Source organism: Methylobacterium gnaphalii (genome assembly GCF_007992215.1).
GTDB classification, from domain to species: domain Bacteria; phylum Pseudomonadota; class Alphaproteobacteria; order Rhizobiales; family Beijerinckiaceae; genus Methylobacterium; species Methylobacterium gnaphalii.
The window spans coordinates 380,369-397,171 of record NZ_BJZV01000001.1; the positions used below are offsets into that span (position 1 = coordinate 380,369).

The 16,803-nt window shown below is 65.3% G+C and carries 13 protein-coding genes; 2 read left to right on the forward strand and 11 right to left on the reverse strand.

What is annotated here, in order from left to right:
- Positions 1 to 5 precede the first annotated feature (5 nt).
- Positions 6 to 2,261, reverse strand: a complete 2,256-nt coding sequence (locus MGN01_RS01775; RefSeq protein WP_147044838.1) for a transglycosylase domain-containing protein — start codon at positions 2,259 to 2,261, stop codon at positions 6 to 8.
- 273 nt (positions 2,262 to 2,534) lie between these two features.
- Between MGN01_RS01775 and MGN01_RS01780 the strand changes: the two genes are divergently transcribed.
- Together MGN01_RS01780 and zapE are read left to right on the forward strand one after the other, a co-directional pair.
- Positions 2,535 to 2,999 (forward strand): YcgN family cysteine cluster protein, encoded by a 465-nt coding sequence (locus MGN01_RS01780; RefSeq protein ID WP_147044899.1) that lies wholly within the window; start codon positions 2,535 to 2,537, stop codon positions 2,997 to 2,999.
- A gap of 144 nt (positions 3,000 to 3,143) precedes the next feature.
- On the forward strand, positions 3,144 to 4,373 hold the full coding sequence (gene zapE, locus MGN01_RS01785; protein ID WP_147044839.1) for a cell division protein ZapE: 1,230 nt from the start codon (positions 3,144 to 3,146) through the stop codon (positions 4,371 to 4,373).
- A gap of 160 nt (positions 4,374 to 4,533) precedes the next feature.
- Here the strand turns inward: zapE and lpdA are convergent, their stop codons facing one another.
- The 10 genes from lpdA to gloB all read right to left on the reverse strand — a co-directional run bounded on the left by lpdA (position 4,534) and on the right by gloB (position 16,722).
- Positions 4,534 to 5,940, reverse strand: a complete 1,407-nt coding sequence (lpdA, locus tag MGN01_RS01790) for a dihydrolipoyl dehydrogenase (RefSeq protein WP_147044840.1) — start codon at positions 5,938 to 5,940, stop codon at positions 4,534 to 4,536.
- A 103-nt stretch (positions 5,941 to 6,043) separates the two neighbouring features.
- Positions 6,044 to 6,799, reverse strand: coding sequence for an SDR family oxidoreductase (locus MGN01_RS01795; protein WP_147044841.1), 756 nt, complete (start codon positions 6,797 to 6,799; stop codon positions 6,044 to 6,046).
- Positions 6,800 to 6,809: 10 nt separating this feature from the next.
- On the reverse strand, positions 6,810 to 8,099 hold the full coding sequence (gene odhB / locus MGN01_RS01800; RefSeq protein ID WP_147044842.1) for a 2-oxoglutarate dehydrogenase complex dihydrolipoyllysine-residue succinyltransferase: 1,290 nt from the start codon (positions 8,097 to 8,099) through the stop codon (positions 6,810 to 6,812).
- A 60-nt stretch (positions 8,100 to 8,159) separates the two neighbouring features.
- Positions 8,160 to 11,150, reverse strand: coding sequence for a 2-oxoglutarate dehydrogenase E1 component (locus MGN01_RS01805; protein ID WP_147044843.1), 2,991 nt, complete (start codon positions 11,148 to 11,150; stop codon positions 8,160 to 8,162).
- A gap of 130 nt (positions 11,151 to 11,280) precedes the next feature.
- Complete coding sequence (gene sucD / locus MGN01_RS01810) at positions 11,281 to 12,165, reverse strand: succinate--CoA ligase subunit alpha (RefSeq protein WP_147044844.1); 885 nt, start codon at positions 12,163 to 12,165, stop codon at positions 11,281 to 11,283.
- A 9-nt stretch (positions 12,166 to 12,174) separates the two neighbouring features.
- A complete protein-coding gene (sucC, locus tag MGN01_RS01815) occupies positions 12,175 to 13,371 on the reverse strand; it encodes an ADP-forming succinate--CoA ligase subunit beta (protein WP_147044845.1) in 1,197 nt (398 codons plus the stop codon).
- Positions 13,372 to 13,436: 65 nt separating this feature from the next.
- Positions 13,437 to 14,399 carry a malate dehydrogenase gene (gene mdh / locus MGN01_RS01820; RefSeq protein WP_147044846.1) on the reverse strand — a complete coding sequence of 321 codons (963 nt, stop codon included), beginning with the start codon at positions 14,397 to 14,399 and terminating at the stop codon, positions 13,437 to 13,439.
- 308 nt (positions 14,400 to 14,707) lie between these two features.
- Positions 14,708 to 15,295: a TetR family transcriptional regulator gene (locus MGN01_RS01825; protein ID WP_238258502.1), complete on the reverse strand. Its 588-nt coding sequence runs from the start codon at positions 15,293 to 15,295 to the stop codon at positions 14,708 to 14,710.
- A gap of 220 nt (positions 15,296 to 15,515) precedes the next feature.
- Positions 15,516 to 15,902: an MAPEG family protein gene (locus tag MGN01_RS01830; protein WP_147044848.1), complete on the reverse strand. Its 387-nt coding sequence runs from the start codon at positions 15,900 to 15,902 to the stop codon at positions 15,516 to 15,518.
- A 40-nt stretch (positions 15,903 to 15,942) separates the two neighbouring features.
- Complete coding sequence (gene gloB / locus MGN01_RS01835) at positions 15,943 to 16,722, reverse strand: hydroxyacylglutathione hydrolase (RefSeq protein WP_147044849.1); 780 nt, start codon at positions 16,720 to 16,722, stop codon at positions 15,943 to 15,945.
- Between the last annotated feature and the right edge of the window lie 81 nt (positions 16,723 to 16,803).

A 16,803-nucleotide genomic window follows, 5' to 3' on the forward strand; every position in this document is an offset into this window, starting at 1 on the left:
CCGGCTCACGGCGTTCCGAAGCGGCCGCCCTGGGCCACATCGATGGGAGAGCGGGCCGGCGTGACGGCTCCGGACTTGAGCGGCTTGGCCTGATCCGGCTTCGCAGCCGCCTCACCGCCGTCGATCGAGCGGAACAGCCCGTTGATGCCCGACATCACCTCGAAGGAGCGCCGCGACAGCTTGCCCGCCGCGCTCGCCGCCGCATTGATCGGCGCCGGACCCGGTGCCGTCTGGGCGACCTGGGCGGGCTTCGACCGTTCGTCGAGGCCTGGCAAAGGCTTAACCTCAATCCCCTGATGGGCCGGCTCCATGATCTCGTGCCATGTCATCGCGGGAAGCGAACCGCCGGTCATCTTGTTCGTCGTGCTGTGATCGTCGTTGCCGAACCAGACCGCACCGACAAGCGCGCCGGTATAGCCGACGAACCAGGCGTCGCGGTAATTATTGGTGGTGCCAGTCTTGCCCGCGACCTTCCAGCCCTCGATTTGAGCTTTCCGGGCGGTGCCCTCCTCGACCACTTTGTTCAGCATATAGTTCATGTCGGCGGTGACCTTGCTCGACAATACCTGCGGAGCGGGTTCGTCGCTGCGGCGGTAGATCACCTCTCCGCTCGAATTCTTGATCTCGGTCGCTGCGAAGGCCCTGGCATAGCGGCCACCATTGGCGAAGACGGCGAAGCCCGAGGCTTGGTCCAGCACCGTGATGTCGTCGGCGCCGATCGGCATCGACACCGTGTCCGGCAGCGGTGAGAGCACGCCCATGGCCTTGGCCGTCTCGGCGATCTTGTCGCGCCCGGCCTTGGCGGCCTTCCACTCGTTGGTGATGCCCATGCCCTTGCCGAGGGCGATCGAGATCTTGATCGGGATCGTGTTGATCGACTTCGCCACGGCGAGCCACATCGGCTGGCGGCCGGAATAGGATCGTCCGTAGTTCTGCGGGCACCAGTTGCCGACACAGACCGGCGAATCGACCACCGTCGTCTCCGGCTTGAACAGGCCGGAGGAGAGCGCCGCCGCGTAGACGTAGGGTTTGAACGACGAGCCGGGCTGGCGCAGCGCGTCGACGGCTCGGTTGAACTGACTCTCGCCGTAATCGGCGCCGCCGACCATGGCCCGCACGCCGCCATCCGGATCGGTGATCACCACACCGGCCTCGTCGACATCGTAGCTGTCGCCGAAGCGGCGCAGGATGTTCTCGACCGCTTGATCCGCGCTCTTCTGGATGCGGATGTCCAGGGCGGTCTTCACCGTAAGCACCCGGTCGTTCTTCAGCTTGCCTGCGTCGGCCAGCCGCTTCACCTCGGTGAAGGCCCAGTCGAGATAGTAATCGGCCGTGACGTCCTTGGCGCGCACGACCGGCGTCGCCGGGTTGCGCAACGCCGTCTGGATCTGGCCCTCGGTGACGAACCCGGCCTCGACCATGTTGTGCAGCACATCGACGGCGCGGCTGCGAGCGGCCGGCAGATTGACGTTGGGCGAGTATTTCGTTGGCGCCTTGAACAGGCCGGCGAGCATCGCTGCCTCGGCCAGCGTCACGTCTTGCAGGCGCTTGCCGAAATAATAGTCGGCCGCCGCCACCGCGCCGAAAGTGCCGCCGCCCATATAGGCGCGGTCGAGGTAGAGCTTCAAAATCTCGTTCTTGGTGAGATGGTTCTCGAGCCAGAAGGCAAGGAACGCCTCGTTGATCTTGCGCTCCAGTGAGCGCTCGTTGGACAGGAAAAGGTTCTTGGCGAGCTGCTGCGTCAGCGTCGAGCCGCCCTGCACGTTGCCCTTGCCGCTCGAATTGGAGACGAGCGCACGCGCGGTACCGATCGGGTCGATGCCGTAATGCTCGTAGAAGCGCCGATCCTCAGTGGACAGCAGCGCCTTGATCATCAGGTCCGGGAAGTCGTTGAGCTTCAGCGAGTCGTCGTGCTTGATGCCGCGCCGCCCGACCTCGTTGCCATAGCGGTCGAGGAAGGTAACGGCGAGGTCCTGCTCCTTCAGCCAGCCCTGCTCGCTGGTCAGATTGAAGGCCGATTGCGCGAGGAAGAGCACGAACAGGGCGCCGGCCGCACCGATGGTTGCCGCCTCGCTCGTCAGATCCAGCACGAAGCGCTTCCAGCCTCTAAAGGCGAAGACCGCCATACGCTCGCGAAAGCGCTCATAGGACTCGCCCGAGGAGCGACCGGACTCGTACAGGCTAGCATTGACCCAGGCGTCGAAGGCGAGGGCCGCGCGGCTGATCCGGGTCTTGATCGCGGTGAGGCTGGGCAGGCGCACGGCTTTGTCCGGTTCCTCGGATGACCCGGTCATGAGCTGGCCAGGCGCGCTGAGGGCGCTGGGCCGAACCCGACAGACGTTCTTGTATCAAGCCTCGCGACCCTGCGCGAGGTTCGCGATCGCCTCACTAACGCCTGGAAACGCGGCTTGGCCGCGTCGACGCTCGGAAAGCTCTCGTTAACCTTGACGTTGGAATGGGGCGGCCAGGTGACCGCGGCCTGCGCGGCATCGGCAGCCCTTGCCTCATGGATCTGCCTGCGGCACGAGCACACAATGGCGCAGATCGGTCAGCCCCCTTTCTGGCGAACCAAGTCCCTCGACGAGATGACCTCGGCCGAGTGGGAGAGCCTGTGCGACGGCTGTGGGCGCTGCTGTCTGCTCAAGCTCGAAGACGACGACACCGGCGAGATTCACCACACCGATATCGGCTGCACGCTGCTCGACGCGCATGCCTGTCGCTGCCGCGACTACCGCAACCGCGCCAAGCGGGTGCCGGATTGCGTACGTCTGACGCCTGACGCCGTACGCGAGATCCCCTGGCTGCCGCCAACTTGCGCCTATCGGCTCGTGCGCGAGGGCCGGGATCTGCTGCCCTGGCATCCACTGGTGACGGGGCGCAGGGCGAGCGTTCACGAGGCCGGCATCTCGGTACGCGGGCGTGTTTCGGGGAACGAGGAAGAGTTCACCGAGGACGAACTCGTCGACCGCATCGTGCCCTGGCCTGGCGAGACCGTTTGAGCACGAACCAGTGTTGTTGGCACGAAGCCCGAGCGTTCCTTGTCTTGATCACATCGGACGAGCACGGCACAGGTGTGTTCGGTTTGCCCGCTCTCACGGATCGTCGATCGGGCGTAGCGTTGTGCAGGGCAGGATCGTTTCGACGTGAGTGAGACTGCAAGGCCGTCCCCCTCGGAGCACGCACGGACCGGCGCCGTCTCTCCCGGACCGGTCTTCGACCGCTACGAAGCACTGGTGCGCTCAGGCGCAATTGAAAAGGACCCTGCTCAGCTTCATCTGGTCAAGGCGCTCGACAGGCTGCTTCTCGATCTCGATCGCCGCAAGCGCGCGAGCAAGGGCAGTGCGCTCGGCTGGCTGTTCAGGCGCAACGAGGACGATGCGGGGCCAGTGAAGGGCCTCTATGTCTGGGGCTCGGTCGGCCGCGGCAAGACCATGCTGATGGACCTGTTCCACGAAGCCGCGCCGTCGCCAAAGCGGCGCATCCACTTTCACGGCTTCATGGCAGACGTGCACGAGCGCATCCACGCTCACCGGCAGGCAGTGAAGGCCGGCACAGCCAAGGGCGACGATCCGATTCCGCCCGTCGCGGACGCGCTGGCAGCCGAGGCGACTTTGCTCTGCTTCGACGAGTTCACCGTGACCGACATCGCCGACGCAATGCTGCTTGGCCGTCTATTCGGCGCTCTGTTCAAGCGCGGCGTGACGGTGGTGGCCACCTCGAACGTCGAGCCGGACAGGCTCTACGAGGGCGGTCTGAACCGGGCGCTGTTCCTGCCCTTCATCGCTGTACTGCGGGAGCGGGTCACGGTGATGCGGCTTGATTCCCGCACGGATTTCCGCCTCGAAAAGCTTGGCGGCAGCTCGGTCTACCACCTCATCTGGGAGGGTGGGGCGGAGGAGGCCCTCGACCAGGCCTTCAAGGCACTTACCGGCAAGGCTAAAGGGCAGCCCGGCTTAGTACGGGTGAAGGGCCGCGAGGTTTCCGTGCCGGAAGAGGCGGGCGGCGTAGCGCGCTTCAGCTTTGCAGATCTCTGCGCGCGGCCGCTTGGTGCCTCCGACTACATGGCGATCGCCAGCACCTTCCATACGGTGATCGTCTCAGGGATTCCGGTGATAAGCCCCGAGACCCGCAACGAGGCCAAGCGCTTCATCACGCTGATCGACACGCTGTATGATGCGCACGTGAAGCTGATCGCCTCCGCCGCGGCAGATGCAACGGATCTTTACACCGGCACCGAGGGCCGCGAGGCCTTCGAGTTCGAGCGCACGGCCTCGCGGCTCATCGAGATGCGATCGAGCGAATACCTCGGATTGCCGCATGGCGGCGGCAATTCCGAGGCATCGGGATCGAGCAGCGGACTGGTAGAGACGTAGTTTTTTGCGCCCTGTCCGTCGTCATTCGGGGTCTCGCCGCAGGCGAGTACCCGAATTCTACCTATGATGCTCACGCTTGCCGTCACGGCTAGTCATGGATCTTACGCCTCTCGCGCGCCTTTGGATCCGCGTTCCGCCGCGCGCCGCCTGAATGACGGCGTCAAATATGGATAGCGCGCTTGTCGACGGCGAGCGCAGCTTCCTTCACGGCCTCGGTCAGGGTCGGGTGGGCGTGGCAGGTCCGGGCGATGTCTTCGGCGGAAGCAGAAAATTCCATGGCCACCGCAACCTCGGCGATGAGGTTGCCGGCATCGGCGCCGACGATGTGGACGCCGAGCACCTTATCCGTCTGGGCGTCTGCCAGGATCTTCACGAAGCCGTCTGTGGTGCCGTTGGCCTTAGCGCGGCCGTTGGCGGTGAAGGGGAACTTGCCGACGTTGTAGGCGGTCGCGTCCTTCTTCAGTTCCTCCTCGGTGCGACCGACCGAGGCGACCTCTGGGAAGGTGTAGACCACGTTCGGGATCACGCCATAATTCACATGGCCCGACTGGCCAGCCAAGATCTCGGCCAGCGCCACACCCTCGTCCTCGGCCTTGTGGGCGAGCATCGGCCCGGCGATCACGTCTCCGATGGCATAAATGCCGGTCACGTTGGTGGCGTAGTGGCTGTCGGTCTGGACACGGCCACGGTTGTCGAGCTGCACGCCAACGGTTTCCAGGCCGAGCCCCTGCGTGTAGGGCACGCGCCCGATCGCCACGAGCACGACGTCGGCCTTGAGGGTCTCGGCTTCGCCGCCGGCAGCCGGCTCAACAGTGACGGTCGCGCCGGATTTTCCGACCTCGACGCCGGTCACCTTCGAGGACAGCTTGAAGGCGATGCCCTGCTTTGTGAGGATCTTCTGGAACTGCTTGCCGACTTCGCCATCCATGCCGGGCAGGACGCGGTCGAGATATTCGACGACAATCACCTCGGCACCGAGGCGGCGCCAGACCGAGCCGAGTTCGAGGCCGATCACGCCCGCACCAATAACCAGAAGCTTCTTTGGCACCTTGGGGAGCTCAAGCGCGCCCGTCGAAGAGACGATGACCTTCTCGTCGATCTCGACGCCGGGGAGCCGCGCCACATCCGAGCCGGTGGCGATGACGATGTTCTTCGCCTCTAGGAGATGATTGCCGCCATCCTTGGAGACGACCTCGACGCGGCCGGCGCCTGCGATGCGGCCTGTGCCGTGGTAGGCATCGATCTTGTTCTTCTTCAGCAGGAACTCGACGCCCTTGGTGTTGCCGTCGACGCCGCCCTGCTTGAATGCCTGCATCTTGGCGAGATCGAGCTTCGGCGTTCCAACCTGAATGCCGAGATCCGCGAAATGATGGTTGGCCTCCTCGAAGGCCTCGGAGGCGTGAAGGAGGGCCTTCGACGGGATGCAGCCCACATTGAGGCAGGTGCCGCCATGGGTGGCGCGCTTCTCGACGACGGCGGTCTTCAGGCCGAGCTGCGCGGCGCGAATGGCACAGACATAGCCGCCAGGGCCGGTGCCGATGACGACGAGATCGTAGCTGCTGCTCATGATGGGCGGATCCTAGGTTCGGTTCGGCGCGGAGCCGGACTCAAGGCGGGAATCTGCGGGGGCGCTTCGAAGGCGAGACGACGGGGCATCGGGGACGGGACGGTCAACGCCCTCCGGCCGCGTCGATGATCGTCCCCGTCATGTAGGACGCCTCCTCTGACAGCAGCCAGGCGATCGGGGCGGCAATCTCCTCCGGCCTGCCGGCTCGCTTCATCGGGATGTCGGGCGCCAACGCGCGGGCGCGGTCGGGATTGCCGCCGCTGGCATGGATCTCGGTGTCGATGACACCGGGCGAGACGGCGTTCACGCGGATGCCTTCGTCCGCGACCTCGCGGGCAAGCCCGATCGTGAAGCTGTCGATCGCGCCTTTCGAGGCGGCGTAGTCGACATACTGCCCGGCGCCACCAAGCTTGGCCGCGATCGAGGATAGATTGACGATGGCGCCACCTCGGCCGCCATGCCGGGTCGACATCCGCCGTACTGCCTCGCGGGTGCAGAGCAGGCTGCCGATGACATTCGTCGCCATCATGCGCTGCAGCCGCTGGGCGCTCATCGCATCGACACGGCATGTGACGTCGACGATGCCCGCGTTGTTCACCAGTGCGGCAAGCCGGCCGAGTCTATTAGCGGCCTCGAACAGCGCCACGACATCCTTCTCTTCCGCCACGTCGCACTGGACCGCGACACCCCGGCCTCCTCTCGCCTCGATCGCCGCCAGGACCTCGGCGGCTGCGGTTTCGTTCGCGACATAGCTCAGACAGACGCGATAGCCCCGCTCTGCCAGGAGCAGCGAAACCGCGCGGCCGATGCCGCGGCTCCCGCCGGTGACGACGGCGACCTTGTCGGAGGTGTCTCCCACGTGAGGCGGCTCAGAGATCCAGCACGAGACGCGCCGGATCCTCCAGAGCTTCCTTCACCCGCACCAGGAAGGTCACGGCCTCCTTCCCGTCGACGATGCGGTGATCGTAGGAGAGGGCGAGGTACATCATCGGCCGCGCCTCGATCTTGCCGCCGCGGACGACCGGGCGTTCCTCGATGCGGTGCATGCCAAGGATACCGGATTGCGGGGCATTGAGGATCGGCGTCGACATCAGCGAACCGTAGATGCCGCCATTCGTAATGGTGAAGGTGCCGCCCTGCATCTCTTCGATGGAGAGCTTCCCCTCGCGGGCCTTCTTGCCGAATCCAGCGATCTTCTTCTCTATCCCGGCGATCGACAGGTCGTCGGCGTCGCGCACCACGGGCACTACGAGACCCTTATCGGTCCCGACGGCGATGCCGATGTGATAGTAGTTCTTATAGACGAGGTCGGTGCCGTCGATCTCGGCATTGACCGCCGGCACGTCCTTGAGAGCGCCGATCACCGCCTTGGTGAAGAAGCCCATGAAGCCGAGCTTCGTGCCGTGCTTCTTCTCGAAAATGTCCTTGTACTGCGCGCGCATCGCCATCACGGCGCTCATGTCCACGTCGTTGAACGTGGTGAGCATCGCGGCCGTGTCCTGTGCGCTCTTGAGGCGCTTCGCGATCGTTTGACGAAGCTTCGTCATCTTCACGCGCTCTTCGCGCGCGGCATCGTCCGGAGCCGAAGGCGCGCGCGGCGGTGCGGGCGTGCGGGCCTCCTGCGCCGGAGCGGCGGGAGCGGGCCGGCCCTCCTTGGCGGCCAGCATGTCGCCCTTGGTGACGCGGCCATCCTTGCCGGAGCCGTTCAGCGTTGAAGGATCGATGCCGGTCTCGCGGGCGAACTTGGCGACGGCCGGGCCGCTCTCGTCGGCAGAGCGTCCGGCCGTGGGCGGAGCATCACCGTGGCTGCCGTAGGAGGCGGAGGTTTCCTTCGGAGCGCTCGCTTCCGTCGCCTGCTGGGCTTTCTCCGGCTTCTCGGCGCTCTTTGCAGCCGCCGGCTTCTTAGCGCCGCCGCCCTCGCCAGCCTCAACAATCGAGCCGAGCAGCGCGCCTGGCTCTACGGTCTCTCCGTCCTTGACGAGGATCTCGCCGAGTTCACCGGCCGCTGGAGCATTGACCTCGAGGGTGACCTTGTCGGTCTCAAGCTCCACCAGCGGCTCGTCGGCGGCGACGGTGTCGCCGGGCTTCTTGAACCAGCGGCCGATCGTGGCTTCGCTCACGGATTCGCCGAGCGTCGGGACGAGGATGTCGGTGGCCATGTCGTTCGTCTTCCAGCGTTCGTGTCGGCGGGTCCGGGGAGGGCCGGCCCCTGGAAAGGGTCAGACCGTGAGGGCTTCGTTGAGGAAGGCCTGGAGCTGCGCGACGTGCTTCGACATTAGGCCGACCGCGGTCGAGGCCGAGGCCGGGCGGCCGACATAGCGTGCGCGCTTCACTGAGGAGCCGGCTTGGCCGAGCACCCATTCCAGATAGTCGTCGACGAAAGCCCAGGCGCCCATGTTCTTGGGTTCCTCCTGGCACCACACCACCTCGGCGTTGCGGAACCGGCTCATCTCGTTCGCCAGTGCTTTGAGTGGGAACGGATAGAGCTGCTCGACGCGCATGATGTAGACGTCGTTGATGCCGCGCTTCTCGCGCTCCTCGTAGAGGTCGTAATAGACCTTGCCCGAGCAGAGCACGACACGCCGGATCTTGTCGTCCTTCACCAGTTTGATGCCTTGCTCGTCCTGCTCGGCATCGTCCCAAAGCACGCGGTGGAAGGTCGAATCCTCGGATATTTCTGAGAGGCGCGAGACGGCTCGCTTATGGCGCAGCAGCGACTTCGGCGTCATCAGCACGAGCGGCTTGCGGAAATCGCGCTTCAGCTGTCGGCGAAGGATGTGGAAGTAGTTCGAGGGCGTCGTGCAGTTGGCGACCTGCATGTTGTCCTCGGCGCACATCTGCAGATAGCGCTCCAGGCGGGCGGAGGAGTGCTCCGGGCCCTGGCCCTCGTAGCCGTGCGGCAGCAGCATCACGAGGCCGGACATGCGCAGCCACTTGCGCTCGCCGGACGAGATGAACTGGTCGATGACGACCTGAGCGCCGTTGGCGAAGTCGCCGAACTGCGCCTCCCACAGAACAAGGGCGTTCGGCTCGGCGGCGGAGTAGCCGTATTCGAAGCCGAGCACGGCCTCCTCGGACAGCATCGAGTTGATGACCTCGATGCGGGCCTGGCCCTCCTTCACGGAGTTCAGCGGCGTGTAGCGCTGCTCGTTCTCCTGATCGATGACCACGGCGTGGCGCTGCGAGAAGGTGCCGCGCTCGACGTCCTGGCCCGAGAGTCGGACCCGATGGCCTTCGACGAGCAGCGACCCGAAGGCCAGAGCCTCGGCGGTCGCCCAGTCGATACCAATTCCGGTTTCGACCGCCTTGGCGCGGTTGTCGAAGAAGCGCTGGATCGTGCGGTGCAGGTGGAAGCCGGGAGGCGGCGTTGTGATCTTCTGCGCGATTTCGCGGAGCGTCGCTTCCGGCACACCAGTCTGGCCGCGGCGGGGATCATCCATCTCCTCGCGCACCGCCTTGAAGCCGGACCAGCGTCCGTCGAGCCAATCCGCCTTGTTGGCCTTGTAGCTTCCGGCTGCCTCGAGTTCGTCATCGAGCATCTGACGGAACTCGGCCTTGCGGGCGTCGAGCTGCTCCTGGGTCAGGTCGCCTTGTGCGACGAGCTTCTTGCCGTAGGTCTCCAGGACCGTCGGGTGCTTGCGGATGAGCTGGTACATCTTCGGCTGCGTGAAGGCCGGTTCATCGCCCTCGTTGTGGCCGAAGCGACGGTAGCACAGCATGTCGACGACGACCGGTTTGCCAAATTTCTGGCGATACTCTGCGGCGACCTTTGCGGCGAAGGTCACTGCCTCCGGATCGTCGCCGTTGCAGTGAAATATCGGTGCCTCGACCATTTTCGCCACGTCGGATGGGTAGGGCGAAGACCGCGAAAAACGCGGGTCGGTGGTGAAGCCGATCTGGTTGTTGATGATGAAGTGGATCGAGCCGCCGGTGCGGTGACCCTTCAGGCCCGACAGGCCGAGGCATTCGGCCACCACGCCCTGGCCGGCGAAAGCGGCGTCGCCGTGGATCAGGAGCGGCAGCACCTTGCGGCGCTCGACATTCGGCTTGGCGAGTTGGTCCTGTTTGGCGCGCACCTTCCCCAACACCACGGGATCGACGATCTCGAGGTGCGAGGGGTTGGCAGTCAGCGACAGGTGGACATGGTTGTCGTCGAAGGCGCGATCAGACGAGGCGCCGAGATGGTACTTCACGTCGCCGGAGCCCTCGACTTCGGCCGGATTGGCCGAGCCGCCCTTGAACTCATTGAACACCGCACGGAAGGGTTTGGCCATCACGTTGGTGAGCACGTTGAGACGGCCGCGATGGGCCATGCCCAGCACGATCTCCTCGACGCCGAGCGCGCCGCCGCGCTTGATGATCTGCTCTAGTGCCGGGACCATCGACTCGCCGCCGTCGAGGCCGAAGCGCTTGGTGCCGGTGTACTTGGTGTCCAAGAACTTCTCGAAGCCCTCGGCCTCAATCAGCTTGTTCAGGATCGCGCGTCGGCCCTCGGGGGTGAAGGAAATCTCCTTGTCCTTGCCCTCGATTCGCTCCTGGATCCAAGCCTTCTCCTCTGGATCGGAGATATGCATGAACTCGACGCCGAGCGTCTGGCAGTAGGTGCGCTCCAGGATCGCGACGATCTCGCGGATCGTCGAGAACTCCATGCCGAGCACATTGTCGAGGAAGATCGGGCGGTCCCAGTCCGACTCTTCCTTGAAGCCGTAATGCTGCGGATGCAGCTCCTCGTGATCGCCGCGCTTGGTCAGGCCGAGCGGGTCGAGCTTGGCGTGGAGATGGCCGCGCATGCGGTAGGCGCGGATCAACATGATCGCGCGCACGGAATCCTTCGTGGCCTGCTCGACGGAGACGCCGGTCTTGCCGACAATGTCGGCGCCCTTGCCGGCTCCATCGACCGGCTTGCCGGCCTTGGCCTGGATCTTCTCGCCGACGGCCTTCTCGATACTGCTCCAGTCGCCGTCCAGCGCCGAAACGAGCTCGCCGTTCGCCGGGACCGGCCAATGCGGCTTCTCCCAGGAGGCGCCGGCCGCGCTCTTCTCGACGAGGGCGTTCTCCTCGCCGAGTTCTCTGAAAAAGCGCTGCCACTCAGGATCAACCGAATTGGGATCGCGGGCGTAGGCGGCCTGAAGCTCCTCGATGTAGGCGGCGTTGCCGCCGTAAAGGAAGGAGGTTTCGAGGAAGGCGTCGTTCGCGTCCTGGCGTGCCATCGCTTGGTGTCCTCAAACTCGACCGCCGGCGCGGCCGCCTCTTTCTTTCAGACCGGGGATGCCATCAGCCCCGATCTCCTAGATGGGCATGTCGCCGCCGCATGTGCTGCAGCGCAGGCACGTCGCCAGCTCAGCCCTTCAAGACCTCGACCAGCGTCGAGCCGAGCCGCGCCGGTGAGGGCGAGACCCGGATGCCGGCCCGTTCCATCGCCGCGATCTTGTCCTCGGCGCCGCCCTTGCCGCCCGAGATGATCGCGCCAGCGTGGCCCATGCGGCGGCCCGGAGGCGCCGTGCGGCCGGCGATGAAGCCGACCATGGGCTTCTTGCGACACTTCTTCGCCTCGTCGGCGAGGAACTGCGCGGCGTCTTCCTCGGCTGAGCCGCCGATTTCGCCGATCATCACGATCGACTCGGTCTTTGGATCGGCCAGGAACAGCTCCAGCATCGAGATGAACTCGGTGCCCTTCACGGGATCGCCGCCGATGCCGACGGCCGTGGTCTGGCCGAGGCCTGCGGTGGTGGTCTGGAATACGGCCTCGTAGGTCAGCGTGCCGGAGCGCGAGACGATGCCGACCGAGCCCGGCTTGAAGATGTTGGCCGGCATGATGCCGATCTTCGACTCGCCCGCCGTGACGACGCCCGGGCAGTTGGGGCCGATCAGGCGCGACTTGGAGCCTTCGAGGGCGCGTTTGACGCGCACCATGTCGAGCACCGGGATGCCCTCCGTGATGCAGACGATCAGCGGGATCTCGGCAGCGATGGCCTCGCAGATCGCGTCGGCGGCGCCGGGTGGCGGCACATAGACGACGGAGGCATCGGCGCCGGTGGCCTCGCGGGCCTCCGCCACCGTATCGAAGACCGGCAGGCCGAGATGGCTCGAACCACCCTTACCCGGCGAGGTGCCGCCGACCATCTTGGTGCCGTAGGCAATGGCTTGCTCCGAATGGAACGTGCCGTTCTTGCCGGTAAAGCCCTGGCAGATGACCCGGGTGTTCGCGTCGATCAGAATGGACATGGTTTCGGCTCAGCCCTTCTTCACGGCGGCGACGATTTTCTGAGCGGCGTCGTCAAGATCGTCCGCTGGGATCACGTTGAGACCCGAGGTGCGGATGATCTCCTTGCCCTGCTCGACATTGGTACCCTCGAGGCGCACCACCAGCGGTACTTCGAGGCCGACCGCCTTCACCGCAGCGATCACACCGCGTGCGATGACATCGCACTTCATGATCCCGCCGAAGATGTTGACGAGAATGCCCTTCACCTGCGGATCCGCAGTGATGATCTTGAAGGCTGCAGTGACCTTTTCCTCGCTGGCGCCTCCGCCGACATCGAGGAAGTTCGCTGGCTCCTCGCCGTAGAGCTTGATGATGTCGAGGGTCGCCATGGCCAGGCCGGCTCCGTTGACCATGCAGCCGATCGTTCCGTCCAGCGCGATGTAGGCGAGGTCGTACTTGGAGGCCTCGATCTCCTTGGCGTCTTCCTCGGTCTCGTCGCGCAGCGCGACGATGTCCGGGTGACGGTAGAGAGCGTTGGAATCAAAGGAGATCTTGGCGTCGAGGCATTTGAGATGGCCGTCGCCGGTCAGCACCAATGGGTTGATCTCCAGCATGCTCATGTCCTTGGCCGTGAAGGCCGTATAGAGCTTGGTGGTGAGTTCGCCGGCTTCCTTCGCCTGCGGGCCGGTGAGGCCAAGCGCCTTGGCGACGGCGCGGCCATGGTGGGGCATGATGCCGGTGGCCGGATCGACCGAGAAGGTGACGATCTTCTCAGGAGTGTCGTGGGCCACTGTCTCGATATCCATGCCGCCTTCCGTGGAGACGACGAAGGCGACCTGTCCGGTCTCGCGATCAACCAGCATTGACAGGTAGAATTCGGCGGCGATCTGCGCGCCTTCCTCGATGTAGAGGCGGTTCACCTGCTTGCCGGCCGGGCCGGTCTGGATCGTCACCAGCGTCTGGCCGAGCATCTCGCCGGCATACTGCTTCACCTCGTCGATCGACTTGGTGACGCGCACGCCGCCCTTGGCGCCTTCTGGCGCGCCCTTGAAGGTGCCCTTGCCGCGGCCACCCGCATGGATCTGCGACTTCACCACCCAAACCGGGCCGCCGAGTTCCTTGGCAGCCGCCTCAGCTTCCTCGGGCTTGAAGATCGCTACGCCCCGGGAGACCGGCAGGCCGAACTCCCTGAGGACCGCCTTGGCCTGGTATTCGTGGATGTTCATCGCATTCTCTCAGACGGACGACGGGGCGGGCTGACGAGCGCCGGTGCCGACGCTCGCTCCGGTTCTCAAGCCAGGGACTTGTTGATGTCCTTGCAGGCGGCGATCAGCGTATTCACGGCGCCAACCGACTTCTCGAACATGGCCTTTTCGGCCTCGTCGAAGGTCACTTCGAGGACGCGCTCGACGCCATTCTCGCCGATGACCACCGGCACGCCGACATACATCCCGTTTACGCCGTACTGGCCGTCGAGATAGGCAGCGCAGGGCAGGACGCGCTTCTTGTCGCGCAGGTAGCTTTCGGCCATTGCGATGGCAGAGGCGGCAGGCGCGTAGAACGCCGAACCGGTCTTGAGCAGATTGACGATCTCGCCGCCGCCCTTGCGGGTACGCTCGACCATGGCGTCAAGCTTCTCTTGAGTGGTCCAGCCGAGCTTGACCAGATCGGTCAGCGGCACGCCGGCCACCGTCGAGTAGCGGGTCAGCGGCACCATGTCGTCGCCGTGACCACCGAGCACGAAGGCCGTCACATCCTCGACCGATACCTTGAACTCCTCGGCGAGGAAGTGGCGGAAGCGGGCAGAGTCGAGCACGCCGGCCATGCCCACGACCTTGTTGGTCGGAAGGCCAGAGAACTTCTGCAGAGCCCACACCATCGCATCGAGCGGATTGGTGATGCAGATCACAAAGGCATCCGGTGCATGCTCCTTGATGCCGGTGCCGACGGCCTCCATCACCTTGAGGTTGATGCCGATCAGGTCGTCGCGGCTCATGCCGGGCTTACGCGGCACGCCAGCGGTGACGATCACCACGTCAGCGCCTGCGATGGCCGAGTAGTCGCTCGCGCCGGAATACTTGGCGTCGAAACCGTCGACCGGGGCCGATTCTGCGATGTCGAGGGCCTTGCCCTGAGGCACGCCGTCGACGATGTCGAACAGGACGACGTCCCCGAGCTCCTTCAGGCCGGCGAGATGCGCGAGGGTTCCGCCGATCTGTCCGGCGCCGATGAGCGCGATCTTGCTGCGTGCCATGAGCGAAAAATCTCCGGTCCGAAGGGTGCCTAGTCAGGCCGCCGGAGGAGAGGAATATCCGCCGGATCGGCGAGTCTGACAGGCCGGTCGAGTTGCGGGCGCTGGTTTGGCGGAAAAGCCATGCTGCTTCAACCCAAAGGCGACCCACCCCCCCGTGCCGCCCGCGGCCCGAAGAGGGGTATGACGGAAAGCCATTTTCGCAGAAAGCGTAATGAATCGAGCAGCTTAGTTGCATCGCCGAAACGGCGATGCAGCAGATTGGCGGCGGTGACAGCGGGCGCGATTTGTCACTGAGCGCCCAGCCGTTACTAGAATGCGCCCGAGCGGAGGATCCGCTGGATCGCCTGGATGACCGCGCCGAGCCGCGCCTCGAGCAGGTCGCGCGGCACCTCGGCATCCTGCTGAATCGCAAGCGGATGAGTAAAGCGGTAGCTTGCGTCGAAAATGCAGGCGATCGCTCGTTCGCGGTCGCGGGCGACGAAGGCTCCGCTGGCGATACCTTCCTCGACGACCCGCTCTACCAGGGTCCGAAGCCGGACGCGGTGGCGCCGCGCGATTGGCCGCGAGGCGACCGTGGCGTCGAGATGCACAGAGAAGACGTTCGGCTCGGCGGAGAGCGCCTCACGTTGAGCGAGGCTCAACGCGATGATGAAGCGCTCGATTTTGTCTTCGGCAGGGTCCGGCGCATCGGCGATGCCGGCCAGTCGGGTCTCGACGTCCCGCAGCCACCGCCCCGCGACAGCGTCGAGCAGCGCGTCCTTCGAGGGAAAGTATCGGTAGACGTTGGCATGGGTCATGCCCGCCTCAGCCGCTACCGCCACAACGGTGACGCCCTTCGGCCCGAGTCGGGCGAGGTGCTCTGAGGCGATGGCGAGGAGACGCGCATCGGTGGAGATGGGTGTTGGTCTCGCCCGCGCGGCCGGCCCGCTGAGACGGGTCGTTCGTCCCGTCGAGCGAATGCTCGCGCTCTCAGTCCGCTCCGGCTCATCCGGGGCCACGGCGCCCGCCTCGATACTCGCCACCGATTGCATGGCCCTGCGCCGTCGCGCCTCCTTGCCCCTGGCCGACCCTCTGCATTGGCTCGGCACTTGGCAAGCGAAAGCTCGCTGGAGGCGATTAGATCAGTAGCAGGATCGCCGCGATCACGATCACGAGAAGCGTAGAGATAATGCCGCCGCCGCGGCAGGCGAACTGCCGGGGCGAATTCGGAGAGGCGAACATGCCGATCGGGTGCAGGATGCGCCCGACGAGCAGCACCACGAGTAGGGCTTCAACGATCCAGTGCGTCGTACCCTTGCCTTCCACAAACCCCGTCAGCAGGAGCGCGAGCGGGACGTTTTCCGAGAAATTGCCCTGCGAGCGGATGCGCTTCAGCAACTGATCGTTACCGGTGCCGTGCAGGACCTTGCCCTGAACGCGTCCCGCCACCACCCATCCTGTGAGGCCGACATGGAGAAGTCCGAGCAGGCCGGCGAAAAAGGCTGTGGTGGCTGGAAAGATCATGAAGCGCTCGTCGCTCCCTCGCTAAGGGAAGGACCGGGGCTTAGAACCGATTCTTCCAGGCTCGAAGCGCGTTGAACACGGCTTCTGTTTCCGCGCCCGGTGCGAGATCAACGGAACGGGCGAGCGCCGGCTCGGCGGCACGCAGGAACGGGTTCGTCGCCTTCTCCATGCCGATGGTGGAAGGGATCAGAAAGCGGTCCTGCGCCTTGAGTCGTTCAGCCTCCGCCATGCGCTCCTTGAGCGCCGCGTTGTCGGGGTCGGCGGCCAGGGCGAACCGGGCATTGGAGAGCACATAATCGTGGCCGCTATAAACCTCGGTTGCGTCCGGCAAGGCGAGAAAGCGTTCGAGCGAGCGCCAGAGGGTCGCGGGCTCGGCTTCCATCACCCGACCGCAGCCCAGCGTGAACAGCGTGTCGCCGGCGAAAGCCACACCGGCATCGCGAAAGATGTAGCTGACGTGGTCCGCACAATGGCCCGGCGTCTCCCAGACCTCCGCCTCCAACTCGCCGACCCGCACCCTATCGCCCTCCGCGATAGTGCGATCCACGTCCGGCACAGCGTCACCAGCCTTGGCTGGCGCCGTCACTCTCGCGCCGGTGCGTGCCTTAACCTCGGGGATGCCCTCGACGTGATCGGCGTGCCGGTGCGTCACGAGGATGTCCGTGAGCCGCCAACCCGTCTCGGCAAGCGCGGCGAGCACGGGAGCGGCCTCCGGCACGTCGATGGCCGCGCAGTCGCCCGTGGCGGGATCGCGGATCAGCACGCCGATGTTGTCGCTGCGGCAGAGGAAGGTGCGGATCCAGGGTCCGGCGGCGCTCATGAAGCCTCACGTCCTGTGGGAAATCGGATTGCGCGGGAGAACGGGTGGTTGCCCACCGCAGTTCCGAGCAGGTGAGGGGCA

What these genes read in the sequence shown, in the direction of transcription:
- MGN01_RS01780 (WP_147044899.1), top strand. Translation starts at nt 2,535, where the DNA reads ATGGCGCAGATCGGTCAGCCCCCTTTCTGGCGAACCAAGTCCCTCGAC.
- lpdA (WP_147044840.1), bottom strand. Translation starts at nt 5,940, where the DNA reads ATGAGCAGCAGCTACGATCTCGTCGTCATCGGCACCGGCCCTGGCGGC.
- odhB (WP_147044842.1), bottom strand. Translation starts at nt 8,099, where the DNA reads ATGGCCACCGACATCCTCGTCCCGACGCTCGGCGAATCCGTGAGCGAA.
- MGN01_RS01805 (WP_147044843.1), bottom strand. Translation starts at nt 11,150, where the DNA reads ATGGCACGCCAGGACGCGAACGACGCCTTCCTCGAAACCTCCTTCCTT.
- sucD (WP_147044844.1), bottom strand. Translation starts at nt 12,165, where the DNA reads ATGTCCATTCTGATCGACGCGAACACCCGGGTCATCTGCCAGGGCTTT.
- sucC (WP_147044845.1), bottom strand. Translation starts at nt 13,371, where the DNA reads ATGAACATCCACGAATACCAGGCCAAGGCGGTCCTCAGGGAGTTCGGC.
- mdh (WP_147044846.1), bottom strand. Translation starts at nt 14,399, where the DNA reads ATGGCACGCAGCAAGATCGCGCTCATCGGCGCCGGACAGATCGGCGGA.
- MGN01_RS01830 (WP_147044848.1), bottom strand. Translation starts at nt 15,902, where the DNA reads ATGATCTTTCCAGCCACCACAGCCTTTTTCGCCGGCCTGCTCGGACTT.
- gloB (WP_147044849.1), bottom strand. Translation starts at nt 16,722, where the DNA reads ATGAGCGCCGCCGGACCCTGGATCCGCACCTTCCTCTGCCGCAGCGAC.